The organism is Paenibacillus sp. CF095 (assembly GCF_900101225.1).
Lineage (GTDB): Bacteria > Bacillota > Bacilli > Paenibacillales > Paenibacillaceae > Paenibacillus.
Genome location: NZ_FMZN01000004.1, coordinates 35,431 through 47,555, shown reverse-complemented (window position 1 = coordinate 47,555; position 12,125 = coordinate 35,431). Strand labels below are relative to the sequence as shown.

At 46.9% G+C, this 12,125-nt stretch carries 10 protein-coding genes; all 10 read left to right on the top strand.

The window, feature by feature from the left end; all coding sequences use genetic code 11:
* The first annotated feature begins 90 nt into the window (after positions 1–90).
* The 10 genes from ispG (at position 91) to hemC (ending at position 12,125) form a co-directional block, all read left to right on the top strand.
* The gene (ispG, locus tag BLS69_RS24730; protein ID WP_076216934.1) at positions 91–1,188 is read left to right on the top strand and encodes a flavodoxin-dependent (E)-4-hydroxy-3-methylbut-2-enyl-diphosphate synthase; all 1,098 of its coding nucleotides are present in this window, start codon (positions 91–93) and stop codon (positions 1,186–1,188) included.
* A 167-nt stretch (positions 1,189–1,355) separates the two neighbouring features.
* Entirely contained in the window at positions 1,356–3,110 is a 1,755-nt protein-coding gene (lonB, locus tag BLS69_RS24725) for an ATP-dependent protease LonB (protein WP_091037592.1), read from the top strand.
* A gap of 86 nt (positions 3,111–3,196) precedes the next feature.
* Positions 3,197–5,536, top strand: coding sequence for an endopeptidase La (lon, locus tag BLS69_RS24720; RefSeq protein WP_091037589.1), 2,340 nt, complete (start codon positions 3,197–3,199; stop codon positions 5,534–5,536).
* Positions 5,537–5,692: 156 nt separating this feature from the next.
* Positions 5,693–6,349 carry a ribosome biogenesis GTP-binding protein YihA/YsxC gene (gene yihA, locus BLS69_RS24715; protein ID WP_091037586.1) on the top strand — a complete coding sequence of 219 codons (657 nt, stop codon included), beginning with the start codon at positions 5,693–5,695 and terminating at the stop codon, positions 6,347–6,349.
* Positions 6,350–6,616: 267 nt separating this feature from the next.
* The gene (locus tag BLS69_RS24710; RefSeq protein WP_036605891.1) at positions 6,617–7,204 is read left to right on the top strand and encodes a hypothetical protein; all 588 of its coding nucleotides are present in this window, start codon (positions 6,617–6,619) and stop codon (positions 7,202–7,204) included.
* A gap of 334 nt (positions 7,205–7,538) precedes the next feature.
* On the top strand, positions 7,539–7,940 hold the full coding sequence (gene speD, locus BLS69_RS24705; RefSeq protein WP_036673526.1) for an adenosylmethionine decarboxylase: 402 nt from the start codon (positions 7,539–7,541) through the stop codon (positions 7,938–7,940).
* A 342-nt stretch (positions 7,941–8,282) separates the two neighbouring features.
* The gene (gene hemA, locus BLS69_RS24700) at positions 8,283–9,668 is read left to right on the top strand and encodes a glutamyl-tRNA reductase (protein WP_091037583.1); all 1,386 of its coding nucleotides are present in this window, start codon (positions 8,283–8,285) and stop codon (positions 9,666–9,668) included.
* A 14-nt stretch (positions 9,669–9,682) separates the two neighbouring features.
* Entirely contained in the window at positions 9,683–10,510 is an 828-nt protein-coding gene (gene ccsA / locus BLS69_RS24695; RefSeq protein ID WP_371129100.1) for a cytochrome c biogenesis protein CcsA, read from the top strand.
* A gap of 5 nt (positions 10,511–10,515) precedes the next feature.
* Entirely contained in the window at positions 10,516–11,166 is a 651-nt protein-coding gene (locus BLS69_RS24690) for a precorrin-2 dehydrogenase/sirohydrochlorin ferrochelatase family protein (protein ID WP_091037580.1), read from the top strand.
* Positions 11,167–11,168: 2 nt separating this feature from the next.
* Entirely contained in the window at positions 11,169–12,125 is a 957-nt protein-coding gene (gene hemC, locus BLS69_RS24685) for a hydroxymethylbilane synthase (RefSeq protein WP_091037577.1), read from the top strand.

Here is a 12,125-nt window from a genome sequence, read left to right as displayed (position 1 = left end):
TATAGACTTGTCAGTTCTCCACTTTGGCAGAAGGCGAATTCATGTCTCTGTCAGGGTGGAGCTTTGACGTTGTGGGGAGAGAAATCACTCATGTATTTAAGACAGGATACACGTCCCGTGAAAGTGGGAAACGTAACGATCGGTGGCAGTAACGAAGTCATTATTCAAAGTATGTGTACAACCAAAACGGCAGATGTTGAAGCAACGGTTGCAGAGATTCTGCGACTGGAAGAAGCGGGTTGTCAAGTGGTACGTGTAACGGTGAATAATGAGGAAGCTGCCGCAGCCATCAAGGAAATTAAAAAACGCATTCATATACCGCTCGTAGCGGACATTCATTTCAACTATAAGTTGGCTTTACTTGCGATTGAAAACGGCATCGATAAAGTTCGGATTAATCCAGGTAACATCGGTAAACGTGCAAAAGTGGAAGAAGTGGTTAAGGCTTGTAAAGACCGCGGCATTCCGATTCGGATTGGAGTAAATGCGGGGTCTTTGGAAAACCATCTCCTTGAGAAGTATGGGTATCCTACGGCAGATGCTATGGTAGAAAGTGCATTGTATCACATTGGTATTTTGGAAGAGCTTGATTTCCATGATATCATCGTGTCTCTCAAAGCATCGGATGTGCCGATGGCGATTGAGGCATATACCAAAGCAGCTCAAATCATTCCGTATCCGTTGCATCTCGGGATTACCGAAGCAGGTACACTGTTCTCCGGTACGATCAAAAGCTCCGCAGGTATGGGAGCCTTGTTGTCGATGGGTATTGGTTCAACGATGCGGATCTCACTGAGTGCGGACCCGGTAGAAGAAATCAAGGTTGCTCGTGATCTGCTCAAAACATTTGGACTCATTACAAATGCAGCCACATTGATCTCCTGCCCAACGTGTGGACGTTTGGATATCGACCTGTTCTCCATTGCCAACGAAGTGGAAGAGTATATCTCCAAACTGAAGGTGCCGATTAAAGTATCGGTGTTGGGTTGTGCGGTTAATGGTCCAGGTGAGGCCAAAGAAGCGGATATCGGGATTGCCGGTGCTCGTGGTGAAGGTCTCTTGTTCCGTCACGGCAAGATGATCCGTAAAGTGCCTGAAGAAATCATGGTTGAGGAATTAAAAAAAGAGATCGACAAAATCGTCGAAGCCTACGAAGAGACAGGTGTTATTCCTGGTCGTTCGCACTGATTGATTCATATCTTGTTACAACAAAAGCTCGCCAGCGATGGCGGGCTTTTTATTTTCTCGCATACAAATTCCGCATCGCCCGTTTACGTCGCGTCGAAAAGGCTATACTACCAAGTATTAGCATGATCTCATATGAGAATAGCGACAAAATAGGAGGATGTGAAGACATGGAATTTGGTATGGTCATCATGTTGATTCAGTTATTTTTTGGAGTGGTGATTGGTTTGTATTTCTGGAACCTGCTGCGTGGCCAGAAAACGAACCGCAGTGCCGTTGAGCGTGAATCTCGCAAGGAACTGGAGAAGCTGCGCAAGCTGCGTTCGATCTCACTCACCAAGCCGCTGTCGGAGAAGACGCGTCCAGCTACCATTAACGATATTGTTGGGCAAAAAGACGGGCTACGTGCCCTTAAAGCTGCATTATGCAGTGCGAATCCGCAACATGTTATCATTTATGGCCCTCCCGGAGTCGGGAAGACAGCTGCCGCAAGGGTTGTGTTGGAAGAGGCTAAGAAGAATCCATCTTCTCCTTTCAAGCCAGACGCCAAATTCACGGAGCTGGATGCAACAACAGCCCGTTTTGATGAACGTGGTATTGCGGACCCCTTAATTGGTTCGGTTCATGATCCGATATATCAGGGAGCAGGAGCTATGGGCGTTGCTGGTATTCCCCAACCAAAACCGGGCGCTGTGACGAAAGCGCATGGGGGAATGCTTTTTATTGATGAAATTGGTGAATTACATTCGATTCAGATGAATAAGCTGTTGAAAGTGTTGGAGGATCGCAAGGTGTTTTTGGAGAGTGCGTACTATAACTCGGAAGACACGCATACTCCTGCTTATATCCACGATATTTTTCAAAATGGGCTGCCGGCCGATTTCCGCCTTGTTGGAGCGACGACACGTTCGCCTCATGAACTGCCACCAGCTTTGCGTTCACGCTGCATGGAAGTTTATTTCCGTCCTTTGTTGCCTGAGGAGATTGGGCGAATTGCAGAGGATGCTGTTCAGAAAATAGGGTTCAGTCCATGTCCGGATGCCGTTGATGTGGTCAAGCGATATGCAACCAATGGACGTGAAGCGGTCAATATCATCCAGCTGGCTGCTGGACTTGCGCTGACAGAGAAGCGTGAGACGCTTCAGGCGTCTGATGTGGAGTGGGTGGCGGGTAGCAGCCAGATTCAGCCACGGCCTGATCGGAAGGTCCCTACACAGCCGCAGGTGGGGTTTGTTAACGGCTTGGCGGTATACGGACCGAATATGGGAACCATTTTGGAGATCGAAGTGTCTGCTGTTCCGGCTCTTAAAGATCAAGGCCGAATCAACATTACAGGCGTTGTGGATGAGGAAGAGATTGGAGGCGGTTCGCGTACACTCCGGCGAAAAAGTATGGCCAAAGGCTCGGTTGAAAATGTGTTAACCGTATTAAAAGCCATGGGTATTCGTCCGAATGATTACGATTTACACGTGAATTTCCCAGGTGGGACGCCTATTGATGGTCCATCTGCCGGGATTGCGATGGCGACTGCCATTACATCAGCCATTCAGGGACGCCCTGTGGATCATGAGACAGCGATGACTGGCGAGATCAGTATTCATGGTCGGGTTAAGCCTATTGGTGGCGTGCTGGCCAAGGTGGAGGCTGCCTTTCAGGCAGGGGCGAAGACCGTTATTATTCCCGCGGAGAACTGGCAGTCCATTTTTGAGAATCTGGATGGCTTGCGCGTTATCCCGGTAGATACGGTACAGGACGTATTCCGTGAAGTGTTTGCCTGGGTTCCGGAATCACAACAGATGGAACAAACGAAGCTTGCAGAGGAGACAATTGCACCTGCACCGGAGATTTTTCCACCAGCATCCGCTTCCTATTTGCGTGCGGACGTGCCTCGTCCAGGACAGGTTACAGATTCGGGAAGCTGCTAAGCGCTTCCCTTCATTGGTTTTTTATGTGAACATTTGATAGAATAATGAATGACTACAACCTGAGAGCCATTGGAGGTGCGAAAGCGATGGGACCGAGCAAAGCGAAAGGTCGTCGTTTTCCTTTACTGCCTTTAAGAGGACTTCTCGTCTACCCGAGTATGGTACTGCATCTCGATGTGGGCCGGGAGAAATCGGTCAAGGCTTTAGAAAAAGCGATGGTAGAAGAACATCTGATTCTCCTATGTTCCCAAGCCGAAGTAAATATTGAAGAACCAACACAAGAGGACATTTTTAGAATCGGAACCGTGGCCAAGGTCAGACAGATGCTGAAGCTTCCGAACGGTACGATTCGTGTACTCGTGGAAGGCTTGGAACGGGCTGAAATTATTGAATATACGGACAACGAGGAATATTATGAAGTACTGGCTAAAGAGCTGCCTGAAGAGGAGAATACCCATCCGGAGACGGATGCCTTGATGCGTACCGTTCTGAACCAGTTCGAGAATTATATTAATCTGTCCAAAAAAGTGACACCAGAGACACTCGCAGCGGTGTCTGACATCGAAGAACCAGGGCGTCTGGCCGATGTCATCACGAGTCACCTGTCCTTGAAGATCAAGGACAAACAGGAAATTCTGGAGACCATCGACGTTCGGGAACGTCTGGAGAAATTGCTGGATATCCTGAACAATGAGCGCGAGGTGCTGGAGCTTGAACGCAAGATTAGCCAACGTGTGAAGAAACAGATGGAGAAAACGCAGAAGGAATATTATTTGCGCGAGCAGATGAAAGCGATCCAGAAAGAACTGGGTGAAAAAGAAGGCCGTGCGGGTGAGGTCGAGGAACTTCGCACTCAGATGGAAGAACTCGGCTTGCCGGACAAGGTGAAAGAAAAGGTCGAGAAAGAAATTGATCGACTGGAGAAAATGCCTGCAAGTTCAGCCGAGGGCGGAGTCATTCGCAACTACGTGGATTGGCTGCTTGGCCTTCCTTGGAGTCAGATGACAGCGGATGACCTGGATATCCAAAAAGCCGAAGATGTGCTCAATGCAGATCATTACGGATTGGAAAAACCCAAAGAGCGTGTGCTTGAATATCTGGCTGTCCAGAAGCTCGTCAAGAAGCTCAAAGGGCCAATTCTCTGTCTGGTTGGACCTCCAGGGGTCGGTAAAACATCACTTGCCCGTTCGATCGCCAGATCGCTGGGTCGGGAGTTTGTAAGAATATCTCTTGGCGGCGTGCGTGATGAAGCCGAGATTCGTGGTCACCGACGCACCTATGTAGGCGCCATGCCTGGGCGTATCATCCAGGGGATGAAAACGGCAGGTTCACTGAATCCGGTATTCCTGCTGGACGAGATTGATAAGATGGCTTCAGATTTCCGCGGAGATCCTTCCGCAGCGTTACTTGAGGTGCTTGATCCGGAACAGAATAATACGTTTAGTGATCACTTTGTAGAATTGCCGTTTGACTTATCCAACGTTATGTTTATAACAACTGCCAACACGGTGCACAATATTCCGCGTCCATTGCTGGATCGGATGGAAATGCTCAACATCCCTGGTTACACGGAGCTGGAGAAGCTGCAAATTGCGAAAAACTATTTGTTGCCCAAACAGAAGCAGGACCATGGTCTGGAAGAAGAGCAATTGGAAATCCCGGATGACGCGCTGTTGCGTGTCATTCGTGAATATACACGGGAGTCAGGTGTGCGTAATCTGGAACAGCAGATGGCTTCGTTGTGCCGGAAAGCTGCCAAGAATATCGTATCTGGTGTGGAAGGTCAGATTAACATCTCATCAGATGAGATCAAAGACTACCTTGGACCTGGCAAGTTCCGTTATGGTATGGCCGAACTGGAAGATCAGATTGGTACCGTAACGGGTCTGGCGTGGACTGAAGTAGGTGGAGATACACTTGTCATTGAAGTGACTGTTGTGCCTGGAACAGGTAAATTGACTCTCACAGGTAAACTGGGGGATGTCATGAAGGAATCGGCACAAGCCGCATTCAGTTACACCCGTTCCAAAGCTACACAGCTTGGAATTTCGCCTGATTTCCATGAGAAAAACGATATTCATATCCACGTTCCGGAAGGAGCGATTCCGAAGGATGGTCCATCTGCCGGGATTACGATGGCAACAGCGTTAATCTCTGCCTTGACGAACAAACATGTGTCCAAGGATATCGCGATGACTGGTGAAATAACACTGCGTGGACGTGTGCTGCCGATTGGTGGTCTGAAAGAGAAATCACTGGCAGCCCATCGTGCCGGCTATAAAAAAATATTATTGCCTAAGGATAACGAACGGGACCTGCGTGACATTCCAGACAGCATCAAGGAAGATGTGGAGTTTGTCCCTGTAGCCCATATGGATCAGGTATTGCAGCATGCACTTGTTGAGCAGACAGGAATTCACCTGTAATCCACGTATCCGAAAGGTTCGTATGAAGATTAGACCGTTCTGCGGAGGCTTCGGCGTCCGCTGGAACGGTTTTTTTGGTATGATAGAACAATCCATGGCATAATACCTTCAACAGGTGATGCATAGCACAGGCGTTCAAGAGAGGAAAGATACAATATGAAAGTAAATCAATCTGAATTTATTATCAGTGCCGTTCGGCCTGAACAATACCCCGAGGACGGTCTGCCAGAGATTGCTTTGGCGGGACGCTCCAATGTGGGAAAATCTTCCCTGATCAACCGTTTGATCAATCGTAAAAATTTGGCTCGGACGAGCTCAACACCGGGTAAGACACAGCAACTCAACTATTATAAAATTAATCAGGATCTCTACTTCGTCGATTTCCCGGGATATGGCTACGCTAAAGTTTCCAAAGAGCAACGCTTTGCTTGGGGCAAAATGATGGAGAAATACTTGCTAGGACGCGAAGAATTGAAATTGGTTATGCAGATGGTGGATATGAGACATGAGCCATCGAAGGATGACAAGATGATGAATGAGTGGCTTCGTCATAACGGATTGCCTCTGGTTGTCGTAGCGACCAAGATGGACAAGATTCCAAAAACACGCAGAGCCAAACACATCAAAGTCATTAAGGAATCACTGGGCCTTCGTTCAGGAGATTTGTTTGTGCCGTTTTCATCCGAAGAGGGATTGGGGAAAGAAGAGTTATGGGACATCATAACCCGCCATGCTCAGATAGATAAGTATGCACCAGTGCCGGATGCAGAGGGTGCTTCTGATGAGGAAGAAACCAACGAAATTAACGGATAACCGAGATAGTATATCGTTTTAGTGCAGGAAAGTGAGCATGCTAAGTGAATCTTAGATGAGATCAAGATTAATCCGGTTTTTTATGGAATTTCGTGAGAATTCATCATCTGGGTCTGGAGAAAAATAGTGTTAGGGTAGTGTATAATGAGCATAGGTGCATATTGCCAACAGTACCAAAAATACCGGCCTTGCCGGCCTGAAGAATTTTGAGATGACTGCTACATGTGCAGGAAGACAAAACAATCGGGAAAGAATTGAGGGATTTGTATGGCTCAGCGGTTAGCCACAGAGTATGTTAAGGCCACTATGAAATTGTCAGAACCCCAGATGCATCAGTTTTTGCGCATGACAGAAGACGGCAGGCTTCATCATCGGGTTAAGGTGTTGGACAATGGTTGTCAGGAGGTTGTGCTGGGGGATGTAAGTGGAGAAGAAGTGCATTTCCCTTTTGACCGCATAGAAGGGTTTTATATCTGTGAGTTATCTTGCCGCCTGGTGAATCTGCATTTGACCAACGTTGTCCGGAAGCTCTTTGTGACTTTCAAAGGTGACGGGGTCGTGCATCGGATCTATAAAGGGTTCACCATGACGTATGTTTATGCTCAAGGCACTGTCCGTAAAATTGTGGAGAAAACCGGGGAGAACACCCGAGTGATCTATGAATACAAAAATACGTTGCTTGAATTGCAACATCTGTTCCAGGCAAGAGATGTAGAACGCGAAATCAACCGTGTGTATGCCGAGATCGATTCACTGCTGGACACTAGAAAAGATGCGACTGCTGATCAGCTCCATCAGATTGATGAGACCCTTGCTCGTCATCAAAAACGGTTGTTTGAGCTTGAAGCTTATTAACTTAAAGTTGTATGTTTATAAACGTATATGAATGTAATGAATTCCCTTGTATCTTCCGGGCAGTGGCACTCGCCAATGTGGAGGTTTCAGGGGATTTTTTAATGTGAGATCGAATATTCCGATTAGAAAATATTTATTTTACAATCTTCTGGAAAAGGGTTGATTTCACTCTGATTCAATGTTATTTTTAATCTCGTTGAAAACAATATAGGAACCAGGATTCACTCAGGACATTATATGTTGCGAGAGATTTTTCCCTCGGGAAGTGAATGACGTAGGTCCTAGCGGATGAAATTTTTCAAACATTTTATTCCTAGGAAGGGGGAACCGAAGGATGGAATATTCAACTTTCGGAAGACACGTTGCTGTTGATACTTGGGGTGTCGACTTTAATCTACTGAACAATGCAGAGTATCTGGAAGCCCAAATGGTTGAAGCAGCAGAGGCATGTGGCGCGACAGTGATGTCCGTACAGTCCAAGCAGTTTGATCCACAGGGAGCGACCGTACTTGTACTATTGTCTGAGAGCCATCTCTCCATTCATACGTATCCTGAGAGAGGTTTTGCAGCGATTGATTGTTACACTTGTGGGGAGACTGTAGATCCACAGCTTGCTATTGACTACCTGGTATCCGTATTAAAGCCTGAAAAAACGTATGCAAAGAAGTTGGTACGTGGTTTGGGCGAATTGCAAGTTGAAACACCAGACATGAACAACCAGACTGAACGGGTTTAAATAAAAAGTATATTGCATACACAATGTTCACATATCGGGATGGACACATAACCTCCCAAACTCTAATAGTCATGGAATAATTCCATGGCTATTTGTTTTAATATGCGTATCGTTATGAATATTCATAATCGACACTTTTTAACGCATAACGGTGAACTTTGGTGAGACACTACAATAAATGACAGTGCATATGATGATGAACATGGGGATTTCATAAACATTTCATAAAAATGACCCGGTCACGGCTATGATGTGTGATATAATTAACCATGTCAATCATAAATGGATAGACATATGCAGTAAGCACTTTGATTGGAAATTTATTAGGCAGGTGAACTTGCAATGCACATCGTTGTCGTTGGTTTGAATTATCGCACGGCGCCTGTAGAGGTTAGGGAACGATTCACATTTGCAGAAAAGGACTTGTCTGAAGCGCTGCAGCAGCTCAAGCTGACCAAGAGTGTATTGGAAGGTGTAATCGTAGCCACATGTAACCGTACCGAGTTGTATGTTGTGGTGGACCGTCTTCACATGTGTGGTTATTTTATTCGAACATTCATGGAACAATGGTTTAATGTACCACGGGAAGAATTTACGCAACACTTATATATATATGAAGATGATCAAGCCATGCGCCATTTGTTCCGTGTCATCTGCGGACTAGATTCCATGGTCATTGGTGAGACTCAGATTCTTGGACAGGTGAAACAGGCTTTTCTTAAAGCGCAGGAAGAGAAATCAACAGGTACATGGTTTAATAAGTTATTTAAGCAGGCAGTTACATTGGGCAAACGGGCACATTCGGAGACTTCCATTGGGGAAAGCGCCGTATCTGTCAGTTATGCTGCTGTTGAACTCGGTAAGAGGATTTTTGGCATGTTCACAGACAAGAAGGTGCTCATTCTGGGTGCCGGCAAGATGAGTGAACTAACCGTGAAACATCTCTATGCCAACGGGGCATCCGAGGTCATCGTGGCGAATCGTACGCTTGCAAGAGCAGAAGAATTGGCAGCCAAGTTCCGGGGTACACCTTGTACGATGGAACAGGCATTAAATCGACTTAATGAAGTTGATATTGTGATTAGTTCCACTGGAGCTGAACGTTATGTCATGGATGCAGCAGTGGTACGGGAGAGCATGAAGCGTCGTCAATCTCGTCCATTGTTCCTGATTGATATTGCGGTTCCACGCGATATTGATCCGGCGATTGGTGAATTATCCAATGTATTTCTCTATGACATTGATGATCTGGAAGGAATCGTGGAGAGCAACCTGGAGATGCGTAAGGTGGAAGCTGCCAAGATTGAGAGAATGATCGAGCTTGAGATGGAGGATTATTACCATTGGCTCAAAACGTTGGGTGTTCGTCCAGTTATTCGCGCTTTGCAGGAAAAAGGTGTCTCCATTCATGAAGAAACGATGGATAGCCTGTTTAATAAACTTCCTGAGCTCGATGAACATCAACGTAAAGTCATTCGTCGTTTGACCAAGAGTATTGTGAACCAAATGACGACAGATCCGATTAATCGGATTAAGGAAATGGCAGGCACGAAGCAAGGTGATGAAGCTCTGCGCATGTTTACTCAGATCTTCGCTCTGGAAGATGCAGTAGAGGTGGCCGCTGAAAAAGTGAGTCAGAGTGATGCTACAGCTCTGGCGAAACCAGCTGCTCACCTTAACGAAAACCGGCAAGACCCCGTGCCGGCTTATGCTCCGGCAGGCGTATAAGGCGGGTGGGCAGCTTGACCCTTGCTGAACAAGTCTATGAAGCTCTGATCTATATGTATGCCCTGAGCCTACTGTTCTATTTCTCGGACTGCATTCGACGCAATGCGGGGGCGAAGCGGACAGGCACAGGGTTTCTTGTCGTTGTTTGGGGACTGCAGGTGACGCATGTCATATTGCGCATGTGGACTGAAGGCCATTTCCCCATCTACACCACCTTTGATTTTTTGTTTATATTTTCATTCAGTATTGTGCTGATGTCTCTTGTCATGACTCGCATTCAGCGTTCCGAATTTGTGATATTGTTGCTGAATGTTGTAGGTTTTTCCGTTACGGTATTAAACCGACTATGGTTTACGGCCGGAGAGATATCACTGCATAACTGGCAAACGGTACATGGATTACTCATTATGCATATTACCTTGGCGAATCTTGGTTTTGCGGCGTTAACCGTTGCTACGGTATTTGCCTTGTTATATCTGTTCTTGCACCGTAAGTTGAAGAAAAAAAAGTGGAATGATACGATGCGACGGCTGCCAAGCCTGGAAGTGATCGGTAAGTATATGGATGGTGCTACGTTGATAGGAACACCGCTCCTTGGTGTTTCTGTGATGCTTGCCGTATTATCCATTGTGGCGGAAAGACGCTGGATTCTACTCTTGGATCTCAAAGTTATTTCGACAGGTCTTGCTATAGCCATCTATGTGGGTTACTTCGTATCCAAGAGAAGGAAACAGTTCTCTACAATTATCATGGCAAGATGGACACTGATCGGGTATGGATTTGTCATTATAAGTTTTTTATCCAATGCGTATTCAGCGTTTCATCGTTGGACGGGAGAGTGAAGGGGATGGACCGTTACACGCCGATATTTGTGAATACTTCAGGCAAGAAGTGCTGCGTGGTTGGTGGTGGACGTGTTGCCGAACGTAAAATTAAGGGGTTGCTGCATGCTGAGGCACAGATTACGGTCATTAGTCCGGAGCTTACTCCCGTATTAAAACAACTGCATCATGAATCCCGAATTCAATGGATAGACCGGTCCTACCGCAATGGAGATTTGCGGGGGGCCTTTCTCGTATATGCAGCGACTGACCATTCAGAGGTCAATTCAACTGTGGTTCGGGATGCTGAGGCTGCGGGCATATTGGTGAATGACGCAATGTCTTCGAAGCACAGCAGCTTTATCACACCAAGCGTGGTAAGGCGCGGGAGATTAAGCATAGCGATATCCACAGCAGGAGCGGGACCGGCAGCAGCTGCGGAGATACGTGCCACACTCGAACGACAGTTCGGTGATGAGTATGAGACGTACCTTGAGTTTTTGCACCAGATGAGGACCGAGGTGAAGTCACGCGTATCATGTTCAAGTCTCAGAAGTACGTTGCTTCGGCAATTAACTGAAATGCACATATTAGAAGATATTCGTACAGGCCATTTTCGGTGGTGGACCGAAGAAGAAATCGGGGACTGGATATCCCGTAATCAGGAGGAAGTGTAGATATGCGTACAATTAAAGTTGGAAGTAGACAGAGCGCGCTTGCGCTAACCCAGACAGGCCATGTCATTCAGGATTTACGTGATATTTGTGAGCGGGAAGGATTAGCTTTTGACTTTGAAGTACATAAGATTGTTACCAAGGGAGATCTCATTCTGGATGTAACGTTGTCAAAAGTCGGAGGCAAAGGTTTGTTTGTCAAAGAGATTGAACAGGCGATGCTTGATCGTACGATTGATATGGCTGTGCATAGCATGAAAGATATGCCCTCCGAGTTACCCGAAGGATTAATCAATGGTGCTATTCCCCGTCGTGCAGATCCACGGGATGCGCTGATCTCCAATGGTGGACTTACTCTGGATCAACTGCCAGAAGGAGCTAGAGTCGGAACAAGCAGTCTGCGCCGGTCGAGTCAATTAAAGGCCTATCGTCCAGATTTGCAATTGGAATCGATTCGCGGCAATATTGATTCCCGTCTGCGGAAGCTGGAGACCGAAGGATTCGATGCGATTATTCTGGCAGCTGCAGGATTGTACCGTATGGGATGGGAAGACCGGATCACAGAATACCTGACGGAAACAGCTTGCCTTCCGGCAGTGGGTCAAGGCGCGCTTGGTATCGAATGTCGTGAAGACGATGAGGAACTATTGCACTTGCTGCAGCTGTATAACGATCCGGAGACAGCATTTCCTGTACAGGCGGAACGCCGTTTTCTCAGTGTATTGAATGGGGGCTGTCAGGTTCCAATTGGTGCTCATGCGGTATGGCTGCCTCAGGAAGATGCGGATTCCCTGAATGGTGAAAACACGTTACAATTAACAGGTATGGTCGGCACGCCGGATGGTGGACTGATTCTTAAGGAAGCTCTGATCGGCAAAGACCCGGTTCGTCTGGGTGAAGAAGTGGCTTGGAGATTGATTGAACGGGGAGCAGAGCAGATACTGGCAGAAGTTAGGGGATGA